This window comes from Halalkalibacter okhensis, from assembly GCF_000787375.1.
GTDB lineage: Bacteria > Bacillota > Bacilli > Bacillales > Bacillaceae_D > Halalkalibacter > Halalkalibacter okhensis.
Map to the genome: position 1 here is coordinate 56,978 of NZ_JRJU01000017.1, position 19,936 is coordinate 76,913.

Here is a 19,936-nt window from a genome sequence, read left to right on the forward strand (position 1 = left end):
TTGTGATTAGAAACTACAAAAGCAATGACGAAAAAGGAATTAATGAGTTATTTAAAGAAGTATTCGGGAAAGAGCGCTCTGAGAAAGAATGGCATTGGAAGTTCAGGAAAAACCCGATTAACAAAGAGATTATCTCTGTTTATGAGGATAATAACAAGATCTGTGGTCATGTGTCAGTCATGCCAGTAAAAGTGCAAGTAGGGACGGAAGAAAAGTTGTTTGGGATGCGTGCTGATGCCATGATATCACCATCTAGCCGTGGCAAGGGGATTTATAAGGATATTGTTCATCATGTCGTAAAAAGCAGCAAAGAAGAGGACGTGGACTTTTTATACGGTTTTCCTGCTCCTAAAGCAAAAGAACTTTTTCAAAAGTACACAGGAGCAAAAGAATTATGTTATGTTCCGAGGTTAATTTATGTTAATAATCCAGTAAAGCTTGCGATGACTAAATTGCCTGCCTCAATAAATAAGCTTCCTCTTGTCCAATCGGTTGGGAATGTCTTAAGAAGGAGAAAAGCTCTGCTGAAAGAAAGTCCAAATCTCGTTCCAATTAAGCAAGCCGATGACCGATTTGATGATCTTTGGGAGCGGGCGAAGGGTCAGTATCCAATAATGTTAAAAAGGGATCGGGCATACGTAAATTGGAGATATTTTGAGAATCCTACAAATAAATATAGCATCATTGGCTATGTAGACGGTGGTATACTAAAAGGGTATGCCGTTACAGCCATACAAGAGAAGCAAATAAATGGAGTCCATTTAAACTTAGGCTATGTGGTTGACATCTTTGCCGTGGATGAAAATGAAGTTTGGTTGAAATTAATTGAAACATCCTTACGCAATTTGTCGAATTCTGATATGATTAGTACTTGGGCTTTGAAACATACGCGACTCTATTCTCAATTAAAAGGTTGCGGTTTCATCCATAAAGATTCTCCGATGCCTTTTGTCGGTGTGTCATTACAAGAAGGCAATAATAAGGCGAATGAGATTGAAAATTGGTTTATTACGCCCGGTGATGTCGATTCTTTTTAATTCGGACTAGGAGTGCAGAAAATGAAGCGTACCATATTAAAATTGGCTAGGCCAATAGTTCTTCCATTAAACGAATGGTTCCTTTCGAAGTATTACAAGAGACAATTGCCATTAACTGAAATCAAGGCAGAGCGAATTCTTGTGCTGGCTCCTCATGTTGATGATGAAACGATTGGACTAGGTGGAACCATTCTCTCTCTTGCCGAGCAAGGGAAAGACGTTCATTGTATCTATATTACGGACGGGGCAAAAAGTGTCTCGACGGATTCAAAAGAAGTTCTAATTCAAAAAAGAAGAAAAGAAGCCCGTCAAGTAAAAGACATTCTTGGAATGACGAGTATTTCTTTTTTTGATGAGCCTGATGGCCAAGTAACGGTTCATAACGAGTTTGTTAATCAACTAATAGACTACGTAAACCAGTTTCAACCAGAGATTATCTTTTGTCCAACCTTTGTTGATTGTCACTCTGATCATGTTCAAACCGGGATGGCATTAGCAAGTGCGTTAAGAGAAATTTCTTATGAAGGGCAAGTTTGGTGCTATGAAATCAATTGTCCAATTGATCCGAATTCGCTAAACGCAGTTGTAGATATCACAAAGTATCAACAAAAAAAAGAAGAAGCGATTGATGTCTTTCAGTCACAGGCGATTGATTTTGATGGGTTTGTTTATTTGTCAAAGGTGAAGACAAATTTGTTGAAGGATCCTAAAGAAGTTCAGTTTGTTGAAAGCTTCTTAGTGCAATCTTTTGACCAATTTTCAAAAAGAGCCGAAACCTTAGCTCAAAAGAATACGTCATATTCGTCGCTGTTTAAGCAAGTGAATAAAACAGAAACACTTCTTTGGGGAGTTTATCAAAATCGAGAAAAGAAAAAGCAATTGTATGATTTGCTGGAAGGGTTGTAGACATGAGTGGTAAAAAGATTGCCCTACTTGTAGGATTTGTTTTTTTCTTAGTGGCAGCTGCTTTTTTAAATATTCCATTATTGGCGCAAATAATTACAGTTGCTGTCATGATATTCGCTTTTTTACGTCCGAAAGAGGCCATTATTCTATTATTGATTTACTTTCCGACAAGACCATTTCTGATTGAATTTGAACCAAATTTAAAAGCAATTGGAGATGCCATTATTATCTTTGTCTTTTTAAGAGTGGTCTTTAACTACCGTAAACAGTGGAAGGAATTATTTAGATTTCACGTTTTTGAGTGGGCCTTTTTCTTATTTTGTCTGCTTGGGGCTGTTTCCGCTTATGTAACGGGTGTTAGTTTAAGTGCAATTATTTTTCAATTGCGTGCCTTTGTTATTACGTATTTATTATTTTATGCTGTAACACGTTTATCGATTACAAAAGAAGAAGTGCGTACGTTCTTATGGACGACGTTTGCTGTGGCCATTGTTATCTGCCTTCACGGGTTAGTAGAGAAGCTTTCATTGCGAAGCTGGCTACTCCCGCAAACATGGGCAAGTATGCCGTTATCAGCGACCAATAAAATTCGCATCTATGGCTTAATAGGAAATCCGAATGTCTTAGCGATTTACTTAACATTTGTTCTTTTCCTAACTTATTATTTAAGAAGATTTGTTACAGGAAAATGCTTATGGCTAGTCAATGGCGGGTTAATCTTAATTCTAGGGGTATTTGTTTTTACGTACTCACGTGGAACTTGGATAGCGGTTCTGTTTGGGCTTGCTTTATACTTGCTGCTAACTAGAAATTGGAAATTAGTAAAACATGGGGCTTTTGGTCTTGTTACAGCGATTCTTTTTGTCTATTTTCCAGTCAATTTGGCTGTAGGGGTAATTGAAGATAGTCCTTTTGCTACAAAGCAAGAGAAACAAAAAGAAGAAACAAGGGCCGATTTAAGCAGTAGGCTTTCTGAAACGTTTAATGAAGATATATTAGATTTAAGTAGAAGCACGGGGAGAATCTTTTTTATTACAAAAGGATTTGAGGTATTCCAAGATCACCCTATTATAGGAACCGGCTTTGGAACGTTTGGAGATTCAGCAACCAAAAGCCACTCTTCACCGATCTATGAAGAGTATGGAATCGAACGGGATTTCTATTCTGATAACCAATACATCCAAATTATTGTTCAAACCGGCTCAATAGGAGTCTTGTTATATGCGACCTTTATTATCGGAATGTTGCTGTATTTGTGGAAGGCTAGGAAGGCAACCCCGCTTGCCTTGGTCATGTTTGCTGTATTAGCCGGGACGTTACCGGCTTGTATGTTTTATAATATTTGGGAAAATAAAACGTTCACTCTTTACTTTTTCATCTTGATGGGTGTAGTAGGAAGTATCATCCGAAATGGGGAGGACCTTTATGAAAGTTCTTCATCTAATTAGTGGAGGAGAAACCGGCGGATCAAAAAATCATTTGATCTCTTTGCTAGAACAATTTCCAAAAGGGGAAATTGTTCTAGGTGTTATGCAAAAAGGCCAGCTATACGAAGAGGCTGTTGCTGCAGGATTAGATGTTCAGTTGTTCCGGCAGAATAGCAGGTATGACTTATCCATACTTGCAACGATTTCAACCTTTATTAAAAACGAAAACATCTCAATTATGCATACTCATGGTCCTAGGGCTAATTTACTCGGTTTCTTTATTAAAAAAAGAGTAAGATGTCTGTGGGTAACAACGGTTCATAGCGACCCAAGAGATGATTTTATCAACGGCGGGATCAAAGGAAAGTTATTTACAAAGTTGAACTTAACGATTTTAAAAAAGTTGGATTTCTATTTTGCTGTATCCAATCGATTTAAGGATATGCTCGTCGAGTTTGGCATTGATGGAAATAAAATTAAAGCAATATACAATGGAATCTCCTTTGATGAACCGGTATCTAATAAGTTGGATCGGGCGTCGATTGGAGTGGAAGATAGCGATTTTGTCATTGCCATGGTCGCGCGTCTTCATCCAATAAAAGGCCATACAGAAGTGTTAAGAGTAGTGAAGAAGTTAGTTGATCAGAAAGTTCCTGTGAAGCTCCTGTTAATTGGGGATGGGCCGTACAAGGATGAGGTTGTTAAGAAGATCCAAGAGCATGATCTATCAGATTCAGTCAAATTGTTAGGGTTTCAAAAGGATGTTCATGCCTTTTTCCAAGTCTCAAACGTGAAGTTATTAGCTTCTTACAGCGAAAGTTTTCCTTTAGTCATATTGGAAGCGGCTCGTGCAAAAACACCAGTTATTTCTACTGATGTGGGAGGAGTCAAAGACCTCATTTCAGATTCCTCATTAGGTTGGGTTGTGCCCGTGAAGGATGAAGAAGCATTGTTTCAAGCGATCCTCGACGCCTATAATAAATTTAAGCAAGGCGAGTTAGATCGTGTTGGTACAAAGCTTTATGAGAAAGCCTCCACGACGTACTCAATTGACCAGTTATATCATGAAGTTCAGAATCAGTATGCTGAACTTTTGTAGCTAGAATGAAGGAGATTTCATAGGACGGAAGACAGGGTTCTTAAAGAGGAGAAATCACTCATTTTAGGATACTGAAAACTTTATGAAAGTAACAGAAGACCTTGAAAAAGAGAAAATCGGAGGCAGTTGAAAAAAGAACTTGAGAGTAACTCGAGGAAGCGCAATGGCTGCACACGTTGCGCGCCAGCTAAGAGAACCCCACTCTTAGCTGGCTTAAAACATGGCAACGGTTCTGTTCATTGCTTAGAAGGTATTGAAAAAGGGAAAACCGAGGTAGCTGAGAAGCGCTTGAAAGTAACTCGAGGAAGCGCAATGGCTGCACACGTTGCGCGCCAGCTAAGAGAACCCCACTCTTAGCTGGCTTTAAAAAATGGCAACGGTTCTGTTCATTGCTTAGAAGGTATTGAAAAAGGGAAAACCGAGGTAGCTGAGAAGCGCTTGAAAGTAACTCGAGGAAGCGCAATGGCTGCACACGTTGCGCGCCAGCTAAGAGAACCCCACTCTTAGCTGGCTTAAAACATGGCAACGGTTCCGCTCATTGCTTAGAAGGCACTGAAAAAGGGAAAACCGCCCTTTTTCAGTGCCTTCTTTAATTAAGTAAAAATGTGTACGATCATGCAATTTTATTAAATATGAGTGCTATTCTATTTTGGTTATGCTATAATCCTTCTTGGTATAGACAAAACTATGACCAATCTCAAAGTTAATTAGAATCGTTGTTTTAGTTGGCTTACAAACTTAGGAGGGTCAATATGATTTATGTAACGTTATTGATCTGCTTTTTGGCAACTGTCATTATTACGCCGTTTATTAAACGTTTTGCGATCAAAATTGGTGCTGTAGATAACCCGAATTACCGTAAAGTTCATCAGAAGGTTATGCCTAGACTGGGTGGACTCGCTATTTATATAGGTTTTTTAATTGGATTTGTAATTCTTCAACCGGATAGCCCTTATGTGATTCCGATCATTATAGGGAGCTTTATTATCATTCTCACAGGAGTTCTTGATGATTTAATGGAACTGTCAGCTAAGTGGAAATTAGCTGGTCAGATCATCGCAGCTGTTGTCGTCATTTTGGGAGATGTACGAGTTGAGTATATTAATCTACCATTTAATGGTGAGCTGCATTTAGGATGGTTTAGTATTCCTTTAACGTTGCTTTGGATTATTGGGGTTACAAATGCCATTAACCTTATTGATGGGTTAGATGGACTTGCGGCTGGTGTATCATCAATTGTGTTAATCACCATATCGTCACTTGCCATCTTTATGGGGGATGTTTTTGTTGCCTCTTTAGGCGTCATGCTACTTGGTAGTACATTAGGGTTTTTAATTTTCAACTTCAATCCTGCTAAAATATTTATGGGGGATACCGGAGCGCTGTTTCTAGGGTATATGATTTCTGTTATTGCTCTGTTAGGATTTAAGAATGTTACAGTGTTCTCATTAATCATCCCTGTTATTATATTAGCGGTGCCGATATCGGATACATTATTTGCTATTGTTCGACGTTTTGTGAACAAGCAGCCGTTATCAGCTCCAGATAAATCGCATTTGCATCACTGTTTATTACGTTTAGGGCTTTCTCATAAGCAAACGGTACTTGTTATTTATGCGATCACAGCATTCTTTAGTGTTGGGGCTGTCATGTTAACCATGTCTACATTGTGGATTTCTGTGATGATTATGTGCGTCCTAATTATAGCGATTGAGTTTATCGTTGAGCGAGTTGGTTTAGTTAGTTCGGAATATAGACCAATGATGAATTTCGTAAGACGAGTGAAAAATGCAAGCAGACGATATGGATAAGACAGAAGCGACTAGACCACGTTCTAGTCGCTTCTTTGTCGTTTGGGATGGTGTATTACTATAACTTCACAAAAGAAAGAAACTCCTTCTAGTAGGAAGGAGTTTCTTCTTCTTGATTTTCAAGTGGTTCTTCTATCTCAATTAATCCTAGGTGTGATTGAAATGTCTTAGAGAGCTCATCTACAGAGTCTGGAGTAAGGTCATAATAGTAACCACCATTGATTCGTACATCAGTTCCTCTAAGAGTTAAAGACTCGATGTCATTTAAAGCCGATGAATACGAATGTAGAGCTAAGATGTTTCCAAAGCTTAAGTTCGTAGCAAGATGGCTTTCAAGGCTATCCATGATGTCCCCATAGCTTGTAATAGAAGAGAGGGAAGCTGCCTTTGATATGATCCCTTTGATAACCTCTTGTTGGCGTTCGCCACGTCCGTGATCGCCTCGTGGATCTTGTTTCCGCATTCTAGAGAATGCTAGTGCTTCTTCTCCATTTAATGTTTGCATTCCTTCATACAAGGTGATGGTTCCCTTCTCATCGTTGCTATTCATTTCTGAGAAGGTAAAAGGAACTTCAACTTCAACGCCGCCTAATGCATCAATAATTTCCATGAATGCAATAAAGTTTAATGAGACATAATAATCAACTGGAATGTCAAAAAGATTTTCAACAGTATTAATCGTCATTTCAAGTCCGCCAAATGCATGTGCATGGTTGATTTTGTCGCGGTTTAGACGACCTGGAATTTCCACTAGGGAATCCCTTGGAATATTTAGAAGCTTAATGCTTCCTAATTCTTTATTAAAGGTTGCTAAAAGCATCGCGTCCGTGCGACCTCGAAGTTCTCCATCGCGGTCATCAAGACCTAATATTAATACAGAAATATTATCTTTTGACGGATCAACAGGTTGCTCACGTCTCTCTGACTTATCTCCTCGGTCAAGTTCAACCTGTGTATTGGCTGTAACATTTGATAATTTATAGATGAAGTAGGTTGCAGTACCGCCAACTGCTACAAAAGAAATCACACATACTAGTAATAGCATACGTAAGAGAGCCTTTTTCCTCCGCCTAGTCTTCCTCTTTTTTATATGCGCCATTGCAGTACCTCGCTTTTAATATAGTTTATAACCATAAAAAAATATATAGAACCTTAATATTAATATAACGGTCCAATTTAATAGTATCGAAAAAGACTCTCTACGTAAAGAAGAAGATTGAGGAATTTAGTAGAGAATGATAGGAGATTGTCGATTTTAGTGAGAAACTTCTAAAGCATATTCTCGGTGTACTTGTTCATATTAGAAAGAAATGAACTATTGGAAAAGAAGGTGGTTGGATGAATATAGAGATCCTTTATTCAAAGGCAATAAAAAACGGGGACGGATATGATGTTATATTATACCTCGACCCGTTTACTACGGAATTTGCAAATGAACTAGGAGAAGTCGATAAAGGAAAAAAGGCCAAGTTGGACCAACTTTCCATTGCTTATGTTAAGAAGTCTTTTCCGAAAATGAAGGTAAGAACAATCTCGATCATGGTTGGATCCATGTTGCTTTTCTCTGTTCCTTTTCAGGAAAGAAAAGCCGAGGCGGCCGATTTTACGATGTCTTACCTGTTTTTCGGTGATACAAGGACCCAGATCAGCTATGTTGACCGGACGCAAGGACAAGTTCAAGTGGTTTCCCCAAGTTACTTTGATCTAAAAGAGGATGGATCGCTTGATTTATCATGGCAATTTGATCCAGCTTTTATTGATGCGATGCATACAAGGGGAGTCAAAGTTGTTCCGTTTTTAAGCAATCATTGGGACCGTGAATTGGGGCGTGCTGGATTAAGGAATCGGGAGAAGCTTGCGCAGCAAATAGCAGATATGATCATGAAACATAATTTAGATGGGGTAAATGTTGATATTGAAAATGTGACAGAGGCTGACCGTGATCAATTTACTGATTTGGTACGTCTTTTACGAGATAAGCTACCAGATGATAAAGAAGTTTCTGTTGCGGTTGCCGCCAATCCCAATGGGTGGAAGACAGGTTGGCATGGAAGCTATGATTATAAAAAGCTTGCCGAGTACGCTGACTATTTAATGCTTATGGCATATGATGAGAGCTTTCATGGCGGACCGGCTGGACCTGTGGCTAGTTATCAATGGGTAGAGCGCTCCATTTCGCACTTATTAACCTATGCACCTTCTGAAAAAGTTGTATTAGGTCTGCCTTTTTTTGGACGGTATTGGATAGATGGAGAAGCAACGGGTGGACAAGGCGTTCCAAAGGCACATATTGAGCAATTAGTCGCCGAAAATAATGGGACAATTACCTTTGATGAAAAAAGTCAATCTCCCTATGCACGATTTACGTTACGTGAACCGACAAAAATAGGTTGGACCGATTACCGAGCAGGTACTTATACAGCGTGGTTTGAGAATGAAAAATCATTAGAAGCAAAAGCAGAGCTGGTTCATAAATATAACTTAAAAGGAACAGGCAGTTGGGCACTCGGACAAGAAAACCCAGTTATATGGAGCAGTTATGGCAATTGGATAGACCCTTCTAAATCAATTGATTTAGAAGCCGCGATTCCGATTACAGAACTGCAAGGAGGGACTCGTTTTGAGACGAGTGTCGTTATATCTCAGTATGGTTGGCAAGACGGCTCAGATGCAGTCGTACTAGGACGAGGGGATGTACCAATTGATGCTTTAACAGGAAGTGTGCTTGCAAAGAAGCACGATTCTCCATTGCTTTTAACACAATCCAATCGACTCCCACAAGAAGTCGAGCAGGAGATCAATCGGCTAGCTCCGAAGAAAATCTATTTGGCTGGTGGAGAAGTGGCGATATCAAAAGATATTGAAAGGAAACTAGAGAGAGCAGGCTATGATGTCATAAGAATCAGTGGGAAATCTAGGTACGATACAGCTATTGAGATGGCTAATGAAATAGAGGGTCCAAAAGAGATCATTTTAACAACAGGGAATGAGCAATCCTCAGATCCGTTATCTGTTGCTCCTTATGCAGGGATGGAACAAATTCCAATTGTTTTATCGACTAAAGATCAATTGCCGTCTTCTGTTGTTTCTTATATAAGGGACAAGGGAATTGAAAAAGTGACTGTTATTGGTGGAACATCGGCTATTAGTGAAGGCGTTGTTGCTGAGTTGAAACAATTAGGAGTGGCGAGTGTGGAACGAGTGTCAGGAGGCGACCGTTACCAAACGAGCCTTGCCATTGCAGATCGATTTAGTGACTCTTTTAGTAGTAATAAAGTGTTCTTTGCGAGTGGGGTTAGCTTTGTTGATGCATTACCCGGATCCCCGTTAGCGGCGATGAACGAGGCGCCGATTATTTTAACTTCGCCGACATCCTTGCCGATATCTGTTAAGACCTGGTTGGAGCAGGAAAAGCAGACAAAGACAGACCTTCACTTCTTAGGCGGAAATAGTGCCATTCATGCAGAGGTCCGTAATGAAGTGAGAAAAGTGATGAAATGATTTCGGGGTCAGACCCCTTTGCACGGTTTTGCAAGGCCACTGAAAAAGTCTCTTTTAGCAAATTCGCGGAAGTAGCATTCCACACGTTGCGCGCCTGCTACGAGAAACATGAGCCTCCTAAAGTCGGCTGCCGGTGCAAAGCAAGTTTGCACCTATGAAACCCACTCATAGCAGGCTTTAAGACAAAGCAAAGGTTACGCTCATTGCTTAAAAGGCCATTGAAAAAGGGAATATTACCCTTTTTCAGTGGCCTTTTCTGACCCCTTTTTATCTTAAGCCTGCGGCGATTTGAACTTGAACTTGCATGGAATCTTGAACGAGGCCATCATTATGTCTTTGACTATTGAGAAAGTGTATACAAAAATGACCATTGTAATTATTGTTTCGGATGACATGGTCTCCATGTGGAAAGGAGTGCATAGCTGCTGCTAGTCTTCGGCCGTCCACTTCGACGATCACAGCTCTTGGTGTCCAAGAGAAAGCTCCGCCCCAAATTTCTCTCATAATTTGAGCATCTTGAGAAGTTAATGGCTCACTGTCAGCATGATTCCCACCCATCGTATGTCTTACATTAAAGGTCCGACCCGTTTGGAAATCGGTAATTTTGGCATTCTTTCCTGTGGAGAAAACATATCTAGCCTCCGTCCACCAATCTAGCAATTCGCCATGTCTTGAGCTGACAACGGGTTTTACTGGAATATGATGGACAGGTACGGTCAAGACTTGGCCGATACGAAGCTGGCTATTATGATTCAGATTGTTCACCTGTAGGAGCTCGTTCATCGGAACTCCAAATTGCATCGCTAAATTCCATAAATTATCTCCGCTTTTGACTGTGTATGTTGTGTAGCTTATCGTTTTTTCTTGAGGGCTGCTAGGGGAACCAGCAGTTCCTGATCCAGGTACTTTTAATACTTGCCCCACATGAATTTGATCGCTTGAGAGATTGTTTAATTGTCTTAACCTATCAGGTGTGGTATTAAAACGATTGGCAATTGACCACAATGTATCGCCAGAACGAACCGTATAAAACTGTGTCGTAGCCTCCGGTTGAGGTGGCGTAGGCGGTGCTGATGGTTCTGATGGTGCAGGCGCAGGTGGTGAAATACTAGCCGCTTTACCACTTAGTTGATTTCTAGTTGAACTAGAGATGACACTAGTGCCGCCTACAATCTTGAGTGTATTTACGTGATTATTTTCCTTCATCCACTGCCCGACGGAATCTGGAACTGAATCTCGATTGGTTAAGAGGATGGGTGCTTTTTGCATAGCAGCAAGTGGCGATGCAGGTAAAGCATCAATAAAACTGCTACCACTAGCAACAAAGACCTGATTAGAATCAAACGTATCTTTGTACCTGTTTGCAATCTGAACACTAGTAGCAAATCGGTTAGGACCTGAAATACGTTCAATTTCATTGACGCCAATCTGATTCAATTGCGATCTAACTTGATTGCTAATAGCACTTTCTCCACCAATAATGGTGACCTTTTTTATGTTCTTTTCTTGAATGAACTGTCTTACCGTACTAGGAAGCTGCTCTTTTTCTGTGAAAACAATAGGAATTTGTTTGATCCCTGCATAAGGGGCAATGGCAAGAGCATCAGGAGAGTTGCTGTCACCTGTTGTTAAAATGATTTCTGCCGGCTTCGAATGGACTTCTCTAGCCATGTGTACGGATGTATCATAACGACTTTGTCCACTGATGCGAACGACTTGATACCCTTTTGCTTGTAATTGGTTAACGATGGATTGTGATACGGCTTGTTCACCGCCAGCAATATACACGGTTTTAGGCTTAAGACGATCAATTTCGGCTGCTACGCTAGCAGGTAGTTGCGTTGATTGAGTCAATAGCAAAGGAGAATTATGTTTTTTTGCTAATACGCTTGCAGATAGTGCATCAATGGAAATGTCACCGCGCCCTAAAACAACCGTGTCAGCCTGTCCCCTCCAGCCAGCTTTAGAAATAACGACACTTGTATCGTACCGGCTTTGTCCAAACAGCTCGATGATTTCCTTTAATTCCGACCCACTTGGAACTTTGAGCGCCTGCCCAACAAAGATTTCATCAGAAGTTAAGTTATTTAGATTTTTTAACTCGTTAACTGTTATGTTAAATCTAGAAGCTATAAGAAAAAGCGTGTCACCAGAAACGACGGAATACGTTTCTGTTGGGACACTAATTTGACTCTGGGCGGAAACGGTCATTTGATCCTTATTTAAAGGGATAACGGCGACTAACATGGATCCAACTATTACCTTCACTGAAAATATCTTAATTCGGTCAAATTGGCTAGCAACATAATGCTGCTTTGCTATAGGGATTTGACGATCTGGTTTGGGTTCAAGGAGTTCACTTGCAAACTCCGACAAGGCTATATCGGTAGGATCTAAATAAATGACTAAGTTAAAACCATCTCTATAAGGAATTAATTCATGGCGTACAATATACAAACTCATCCCTCCTCTGTCTAAGTTTCACAGAAGAAGGAATTGTTATGTATTCATTTTGGTGAACTCCGGGGTCAGACCCCTCTGCAGTACTGTACAGAACAACAGAGGGGTCTGACCCCAATTATACGCTTGGGTTTGCATAAGTTATTGTAGGAAACTAACTGGTCTGTTTTCAGTGTGTCGGTAAGGAACTTGATGTGAGAGAATTCGTAGCGATGAGGGAGTTATTTTGTAAATTTCGAAAAGTTTGGTGATAAAATTCATGAAAAAGACATATAAAATCGTAAACTATTTTTTGTGTGTTAGGAATTCTCACAAAGAAATTATTATTCCAAAAAGATTGAATATTGCATTAGCTGAATTATTCACTTATAATGACGTTAGTCCAATTTACGAAATTTGCAGAAAAATATGTGAAATTATTAAATTTCGTAATAATAAACTAGTTTTCTAGCAAAATTCGTTATCGAAGAGAGTGGTCAGATGAATAAATTAGATGAAATTGATTTTTCAATTCTAGGATATTTACAAGAGAATGGAAAACGTTCCTATACGGAGATTGCCAAGTTGTTGAGCGTCAGTGAAGGAACGGTCCGAACGCGAATTAACCGCATGTTAAAAGACGGGGTTTTCGAATTTATCATTCATATGGACCCAAACAAAATTGGATTAAATGTTCAAGTTATTATTGGAATTTCAACTAAGCTAGGGCTGCAGGAACAAATAGCAAGAACGCTCAACCAATTTCAAGAAGTTCGTTTTGTCGGTGCATTCTCGGGTCGTCACGACTTAATTTTACAAGCTTATTTTAAAAACAATGATGACCTTGTTCATTTTGTTAACAAAGAACTTGCTAATATGGATGGAGTTATTTCCGTTGATGTGAGCATTGAACTAAAGCAATACAAAGATTCATTCTCCTATATAGTGAAATAAAATTAATTTTTTGAATCTTGCTATAATTAGTAATTTTAATTAAGGTAAAGCGATAATTTTTGCAAAGTCTTCTAAGATGAATGAGGTGAAGATGGTGACAAATCAGCCATTATTAGATGTCCGTAATTTAAAGACTTACTTTTATAAAAAGGGAAAAGAGCTTCCTGTTGTAGATGATGTGTCCTTTCAAGTACATGAAGGCGAAACCGTAGCCATCGTTGGGGAATCAGGGTCAGGTAAAAGTATGACAACCTTATCCATTATGCAGCTGGTTCCATCCCCAGGTGGAAAAACGGTTGGTGGAGAGATCTTGTTTAACGGTGACGATCTGTTAAAACACGGGCAGGACCGAATGTTTAAAGTTCGTGGAAATGATATCGGCATGATCTTCCAAGAACCGATGACGTCATTGAACCCTGTATTGACGATTGGTGATCAATTAATGGAAACGCTCATCTACCACAAGAAGCTCACGAAAAAACAAGCTTATGCGCGCGCAAAAGAAATGCTTGAGTTAGTAGGTTTCTCGAGAATAGATGAGATCTTGGCTGATTACCCGCACCGTTTATCTGGAGGGATGCGTCAGCGCGTCATGATTGCCATGGCGATGAGTAATGATCCGAAGCTATTAATAGCGGATGAGCCCACAACCGCATTAGACGTAACCGTACAAGCTCAAATTTTAGATTTGATGCGTGGATTAAGTGATAAATTTAATTCTTCTATTATCCTTATTACTCACGACTTAGGTGTGGTTGCTGAACTGGCTGATCGAGTCGTTGTCATGTATGCAGGTCAAGTCGTAGAGGAAGCCGATATTGTTCCGTTATTTGATAAGCCGCTTCATCCATATACCGTTGGATTAATGGAATCCGTTCCGAAACTAGATGTCGAGCAAGAACGGTTAACATCAATTGCCGGGAACGTACCAACTCCTGATAATTTTCCAAAGGGGTGTCGTTTTGTCACACGTTGTCCTCTTGCATTAGATCGCTGTTCGAACGAGCAGCCTGAATTAATCGAAGTGGAACGAGGACGCAAGGTAAGATGTTTCTTGCACGAGGAAGGGAGAAACGATTCATGAGTGTACAGCTAACCGAAAAAGAAAAATACACTAGTACAGACAACGATGTGTTGCTTGAAATAAATGGATTAAAAAAGTATTTTCCGATTAAAAAAGGTTTTTTTCAAAGAACGGTTGGGAATGTGAAAGCGGTTGATGGCATTACGTTCTCGATTAAAAAAGGCGAAACGTTTGGGCTTGTAGGAGAGTCAGGCTGCGGAAAGTCCTCAGCTGGTCGGACGATTATGCGATTATACGAGCCGACAGAAGGACAAATCATTTTTGATGGCAAAGATATTTCGAAGCTCAAAGAACGAGAACTTCTCAAATACCGTCGCGATATTCAAATGGTGTTCCAAGATCCGTTTTCTTCTTTAAACCCACGTAAAACAGTCGGTGCGATTTTAAAAGAGCCTTTAAGCGTTCACGGGCTTTACAAAGGGAAAGAACGGCAAGAATACATCGAAAAATTGATGGGAAAAGTCGGGCTGAACCCATCGTACACAAATCGTTATCCGCACGAGTTCTCAGGTGGTCAACGTCAGCGGATTGGAATTGCAAGAGCACTTGCACTAAATCCGAAATTAATTATTGGGGATGAGCCTGTATCAGCGCTTGATGTATCGGTTCAATCACAAGTGTTGAATTTAATGAAAGACTTGCAAGAAGAGTTTGGCTTAACGTATTTGTTCATTGCCCACGATTTAGGAGTCGTTAAACATATTTCCGATCGCATCGGGGTTATGTATCTAGGAAACATGATGGAGATTGCTAGTAAGCATGATTTGTATGCAGAACCACTTCATCCATATTCTCAAGCTTTGTTATCGGCCGTGCCCAAATCTCATCCATCAGAGCGTAAGCGCGAGCGCGTCATTTTAAAAGGAGATATTCCAAATCCATCGAACCCGCCAACGGGCTGTGTGTTCCATACGCGTTGTCCAAAAGCGATGGATCATTGTAAGGTCGATATTCCTGAGTTCAGGGAAGTTCGAAAAGACCGGTTTGTCGCATGTCATTTGTACAATGATGACGTGTTGGAAGCTAAATAAACTAGGGGGAACAAGAAACCTCCTTTAATCTTTAAGATTTTCAGAAGATTCATTTATATTCTGTAAGGGAGGTGTTGCCGAGCGAGGGGAGCTCAAACGGGAAGTGCAAATCAACCATTTGGAAAACAAAAAGTTAAGGGGGAAATACGATGTTAAACAAGAAGTTGTTGATGCTGCTTGGTGTGGCGCTAGCATTTATGCTTGTTCTTGCTGCTTGTGGTGGCAATGATGATGCTCCAGCTGAAGATCCAGCTGAAGAGCCGACGGAAGAGACAGATGACGATGCTGCTGAAGGGGAAGCGGCTGCTGGTGGTAGTGTGATTTTAGGTACGTCAGGAGAGCCTGTAACGTTTAACCCATTATATTCACAAGACACTGCGTCTTCAGATGTTATTGATTTAATTCATCTTACACTTTTAGAGTCTGATGAAAATTTAGAATTACACCCATTGCTTGCGACGGAACTTCCTGAAATTAGCGAAGATGGGTTAGAGTACACTTTGTCCATTCATGAAGGCGTTACTTTCCATGATGGGGAAGGGCTAACTGCAGAAGATGTTAAGTTCACTTACGACATTTTTATTAATGAAGAATATACTGGTCCTCGTGCTGGTGATTTCACTGAGCTTGAAAGCATCGAAGTGGTAGATGAGTATACGGTAACATTTACATTAAATGAAGTTGATGCTAGTTTTGTTACTCGTTTAAGTAGTTATGGCATTCTTCCTAAGCATATTCTTGAAGATGTTCCAGTAGCTGATCTTGAAGAGCATATGGAATACAACCGTGATAACCCGATTGGTGCAGGTCCGTTTGAATTTGTTGAATACCAAGATGGACAATACATTGAGTTAGTTGCTTTTGATGACTATTTTGAGGGTCGTCCTCATCTTGATAAAGTAACGTTCCGTGTATTTGCTGATACAAACGCTGAGCTTTTAGCTTTTGAAACTGGTGAAATTGATTGGATGATTTTACCTCCTAATGAAATCGCAACAGCAGAAACGTATGACCACGGTCGTATCTCTTCTGTTTTAGCATTACGTTATGACTATATTGGTTGGAACAACGACCGTGCTCCATTTGATGATGTACGTGTTCGTCAAGCGTTAACAATGGCGATTGACCGTCAATTACTTGTTGATGAAATCATGGATGGACGCGCAGAAGTTGCACATGCTCCTGCATCTCCACTTAGCTGGGCATACCCAGATGGTGTGACTGAATTTGACTATGATCCAGAAGGCGCTCTAGAGCTTTTAGCTGAAGCAGGTTGGGAGCCAGGTGCTGATGGAATCTTAGAAAAAGACGGAGAGAAGTTCTCTTTTGAAATTCTTTCAAACGATGGTAACGTCGTTCGTCGTGATATCGGTGTTATCGTTCAACAAATGCTTGCTGAAATTGGTGTGGAAGCAAACCCTCGTCAAATGGAGTGGGGTGCATTCTTAGATCAAATCAACCCACCAAACTATGACTTTGACGCTGTTGTTCTTGCATGGAGCTTGGCATTAGACCCAGATCCAACAGCAATTTGGCATTCTCGTGAAATTGAAAATGGCCTAAACAACATCGCGTATCGTAATGACCGTGTGGATGAGTTAGCGGCTGGAAACAAGCGAATCATCGATCAAGATGAGCGTGCGGGTGTGATTGGTGAGATCTATGAGATTCTTGCTGAGGAGCAACCTTACACGTTCCTTTACTACCCAGAGCAACACATGTTACTTAACAACCGTATCGAAGGCTTCACTCATCACCCACGTGTTAACATGTACAAAGTTAATGAGTGGTATGTATCTGAATAAAGCCTTCAAGTAGTGGGGGGAAGGGGTGAATCCCTCCCCTTCCTACTCTACTAAATTATCTTGAGGGATTGTGAGGAATGTAATCATGATTAGTTACATCATTAAGAGGGTCGTTATGATGATCCCAATACTATTTGGAATTTCCGTTCTATCATTTGCTATTATGTACGCTGCACCTGGTAAACCAGCAATTATGAACCTAGATCCAGAGATTCCTCCTGAAGTACGTGAGGCACAAATTGAACGATTAGGATTAAATGATCCGATTCCGGTTCAGTATGTTCGTTGGTTAGGTAATGTTGCACAAGGTGACTTTGGTACATCCTATTCGAGAAAAATACCGGTTACTGATATGATCTTAGACCGTTTACCGAACACGTTATTGTTGATGGCTTCATCCTTATTTATTGCAGCCATTATCGCCATACCGTTCGGGGTTATCTCAGCAACAAGGCAATATTCCTTGACCGATTACGGGGTAACGATGGGTTCCTTTGTTGGCCTAGCCACCCCTAACTTTTGGCTCGGTATTATGTTAATTATGTTATTTTCTGTTCAATTAGGGTGGACACCGGTTGGTGGGGTAGCCACAATCGGCGCTGATTTTAGCATTTTGGATAGACTTCATCATTTAATCTTGCCTGCGTTTGTATTGGCAACGGCAGATATGGCTGGTCTTACTCGTTATACGCGTTCAAGTATGCTAGAGGTGGTTAATCAGGATTACATTCGTACGGCTCGTGCAAAAGGATTTCGCGAACGCCGTGTTATCTATAAGCATGGTCTACGGAACGGACTCATCCCTGTTATTACGATGTTTGGTTTAATGCTGCCAACGATGATTGGTGGTTCTGCAATTGTTGAGTCAGTCTTTAACTGGCCTGGGATTGGAAAAATGTTTATCGATGCGACATTCCAGCGTGATTATCCAGTCATCATGGCGATCACGATGTTTGGGGCATTACTTACAGTCATCGGGAACTTGATTGCAGATATTTTGTATGCCGTTCTTGATCCGCGGATTGAATATTAAGGAGGGACGAAGAGCATGAGTTTACAACAACCACAGCTAGAAAAGATGGGACATGAGGTTGAAGACAGTCAAGTTCTCGGCGAACGTCGATCCCTCTTTTCCATTATTGTTGCAAAGTTTTTTCAAAATAAGTTAGCGGTTTTTGGGTTAGTCGTTTTAACAATCATTACGATTGCTTGTGTGTTAGCACCCTATTTTGCACCACATGATCCAGCATATCAAGATTTACGTAATCGTTTAGGGGCGCCAAGTGCTGAGCACTGGCTCGGTACCGATCATCTAGGTCGTGATTTATTCAGTCGTTTGCTATACGGTGGACAGGTTTCCTTGTATGTAGGCTTTGCCTCCATGGTTGGTGCGGTTACGATTGGTGCCGTAATTGGAGCGGTAGCTGGTTATTTTGGGGGATGGGTTGATGCGATTTTAATGCGCCTTGTTGACGTTATCCTTGCATTCCCGAACATTTTCTTACTGATTACGTTAGTGGCAATTTTAGATCCTAGTATTAATATTTTAATTTTGGTCTTTGCTTTGCTCAGTTGGACAGGAACCGCCCGTGTTGTTCGAGGAGAATTCTTATCCCTTAAGAAGCGAGAGTTCGTGCTAGCTTCTCGGACCATTGGGATGTCTAATATCCGGATTATCTTCTCGCAAATTTTGCCGAATGCATTAGGTCCGGTCATTGTTGCAGCAACGCTTGCAGTCGGGTCCTTTATTTTAGCAGAATCGGCGTTAAGTTTCTTCGGTCTAGGCGTGCAGCCACCGAATGCATCGTGGGGCAACATGTTGACAGACTCCCAAAGTGTAACGATTTTCCGTAACGCTTGGTGGTATCCAACATTCCCTGGATTATTAATCTTAACGACCGTATTATGCTTTAACTTTATCGGGGATGGCCTGCGTGACGCGCTTGATCCGCGGGTAGTCGAGAAGTAAGCTTTGGGTGGCTATAGGAGGAGGGCAGCGGCTAATGCCGCTGCTCTTCTGTTTCCTGCGGTGATGCAGTGCAGCGGTGCAGAGGGGTCAGACCCCGGGGAATAAATGGGGAATAATCCCGATGAAGGAGAATTCGCTCGCTCTGTCGTCGAAACTACTATTTAAGTTGACCAATAATGCATTTCATAGCTGTTTTTCTAAAAGGAAAGTAGAATCATATCTAAACTCCCAACTAAAACCAACCATAATAGGAGGACCAACCATGCGCGTACTACTTACTGGCTTCGTGCCTTTTCTAAATCATGGCATCAACCCGACAGAAAAGATTGCCCGAGAGTTACATGGGCAGCTGATCGGAAGCAAACAAATCATCGGGGAAGTGCTCCCTGTGGCTTTCTCTCAATCAGCGACACAGCTGATTACATTATTTAAAGAACACAGACCTGATGCTGTCATCATGTTAGGGTTAGCTGCCGGGCGGAACCGGATCACACCGGAACGCATTGCGATTAATTGCAATGATGGTGATATAGATAATGAAGGAAGAGCCCTTCAAGATGCATCGATACGCGAGGACGGACCAGCTGCCTATTTCTCGACGCTGCCAATCAGGAAGATCGTCAACCAACTGAATGAAGCGTCCATCCCAGCTCAAATCTCCAATACAGCAGGAACCTATCTTTGCAACAATATCATGTATCATATGCTAGATTACTTAGAGCAACAACGTCTTTGCTGTCCGGCTGGGTTTATTCATCTTCCGGCAAGTCATGAGCTTGCTGTCACGAATGCCCAACTGCCAAGCATGTCACAGCAAGAACTAACAAGAGCGGTAAGGGTTATAATCGAGTGCATCTCTGACTAAAAAAAGAG

Annotated in this window: 15 protein-coding genes; 13 read left to right on the forward strand and 2 right to left on the reverse strand. The window is 40.9% G+C overall.

The features are described 5' to 3' along the window. Window positions 1-2: 2 nt before the first annotated feature. The 5 genes from LQ50_RS13325 (at window position 3) to LQ50_RS13350 (ending at window position 6,280) form a co-directional block, all read left to right on the forward strand. Window positions 3-1,037 carry a GNAT family N-acetyltransferase gene (locus LQ50_RS13325; RefSeq protein ID WP_034630129.1) on the forward strand — a complete coding sequence of 345 codons (1,035 nt, stop codon included), beginning with the start codon at window positions 3-5 and terminating at the stop codon, window positions 1,035-1,037. A gap of 21 nt (window positions 1,038-1,058) precedes the next feature. Further along, window positions 1,059-1,943 carry a PIG-L deacetylase family protein gene (locus LQ50_RS13330; protein WP_034630131.1) on the forward strand — a complete coding sequence of 295 codons (885 nt, stop codon included), beginning with the start codon at window positions 1,059-1,061 and terminating at the stop codon, window positions 1,941-1,943. Window positions 1,944-1,945: 2 nt separating this feature from the next. Further along, entirely contained in the window at window positions 1,946-3,391 is a 1,446-nt protein-coding gene (locus LQ50_RS13335; RefSeq protein WP_034630150.1) for an O-antigen ligase family protein, read from the forward strand. Beyond that, window positions 3,369-4,469, forward strand: coding sequence for a glycosyltransferase family 4 protein (locus tag LQ50_RS13340; RefSeq protein ID WP_034630152.1), 1,101 nt, complete (start codon window positions 3,369-3,371; stop codon window positions 4,467-4,469). The genes LQ50_RS13335 and LQ50_RS13340 overlap by 23 nt, the downstream gene beginning before the upstream one ends. Window positions 4,470-5,221: 752 nt before the next feature. Next, entirely contained in the window at window positions 5,222-6,280 is a 1,059-nt protein-coding gene (locus LQ50_RS13350; protein ID WP_034630157.1) for a glycosyltransferase family 4 protein, read from the forward strand. Window positions 6,281-6,368: 88 nt separating this feature from the next. On the opposite strand, the gene LQ50_RS13355 is transcribed toward LQ50_RS13350, so the two are convergent. Then, window positions 6,369-7,379 carry an LCP family glycopolymer transferase gene (locus tag LQ50_RS13355; RefSeq protein ID WP_034630159.1) on the reverse strand — a complete coding sequence of 337 codons (1,011 nt, stop codon included), beginning with the start codon at window positions 7,377-7,379 and terminating at the stop codon, window positions 6,369-6,371. Window positions 7,380-7,618: 239 nt separating this feature from the next. Between LQ50_RS13355 and LQ50_RS24670 the strand changes: the two genes are divergently transcribed. Next, entirely contained in the window at window positions 7,619-9,781 is a 2,163-nt protein-coding gene (locus tag LQ50_RS24670) for a cell wall-binding repeat-containing protein (RefSeq protein WP_070808146.1), read from the forward strand. Window positions 9,782-10,048: 267 nt separating this feature from the next. On the opposite strand, the gene LQ50_RS24985 is transcribed toward LQ50_RS24670, so the two are convergent. Further along, complete coding sequence (locus LQ50_RS24985; RefSeq protein ID WP_052144754.1) at window positions 10,049-12,238, reverse strand: cell wall-binding repeat-containing protein; 2,190 nt, start codon at window positions 12,236-12,238, stop codon at window positions 10,049-10,051. Between the two features lie 483 nt (window positions 12,239-12,721). Here LQ50_RS24985 and LQ50_RS13370 point away from each other — a divergent pair, with 483 nt between their 5' ends. The 7 genes from LQ50_RS13370 to pcp all read left to right on the forward strand — a co-directional run bounded on the left by LQ50_RS13370 (window position 12,722) and on the right by pcp (window position 19,928). Beyond that, window positions 12,722-13,174: an Lrp/AsnC family transcriptional regulator gene (locus LQ50_RS13370; protein WP_034630160.1), complete on the forward strand. Its 453-nt coding sequence runs from the start codon at window positions 12,722-12,724 to the stop codon at window positions 13,172-13,174. Window positions 13,175-13,265: 91 nt separating this feature from the next. Beyond that, a complete protein-coding gene (locus LQ50_RS13375; RefSeq protein ID WP_034630162.1) occupies window positions 13,266-14,258 on the forward strand; it encodes an ABC transporter ATP-binding protein in 993 nt (330 codons plus the stop codon). Then, a complete protein-coding gene (locus LQ50_RS13380; RefSeq protein ID WP_034630164.1) occupies window positions 14,255-15,289 on the forward strand; it encodes an ABC transporter ATP-binding protein in 1,035 nt (344 codons plus the stop codon). The genes LQ50_RS13375 and LQ50_RS13380 overlap by 4 nt, the downstream gene beginning before the upstream one ends. Before the next feature lie 149 nt (window positions 15,290-15,438). Then, the gene (locus LQ50_RS13385) at window positions 15,439-17,094 is read left to right on the forward strand and encodes a peptide-binding protein (protein ID WP_034630166.1); all 1,656 of its coding nucleotides are present in this window, start codon (window positions 15,439-15,441) and stop codon (window positions 17,092-17,094) included. A gap of 85 nt (window positions 17,095-17,179) precedes the next feature. Continuing rightward, window positions 17,180-18,127, forward strand: a complete 948-nt coding sequence (locus LQ50_RS13390) for an ABC transporter permease (protein ID WP_034630167.1) — start codon at window positions 17,180-17,182, stop codon at window positions 18,125-18,127. Between the two features lie 15 nt (window positions 18,128-18,142). Next, a complete protein-coding gene (gene opp4C, locus LQ50_RS13395) occupies window positions 18,143-19,063 on the forward strand; it encodes an oligopeptide ABC transporter permease (protein WP_052144755.1) in 921 nt (306 codons plus the stop codon). A 262-nt stretch (window positions 19,064-19,325) separates the two neighbouring features. Further along, on the forward strand, window positions 19,326-19,928 hold the full coding sequence (gene pcp / locus LQ50_RS13400; RefSeq protein ID WP_034630170.1) for a pyroglutamyl-peptidase I: 603 nt from the start codon (window positions 19,326-19,328) through the stop codon (window positions 19,926-19,928). Window positions 19,929-19,936 lie beyond the last annotated feature (8 nt).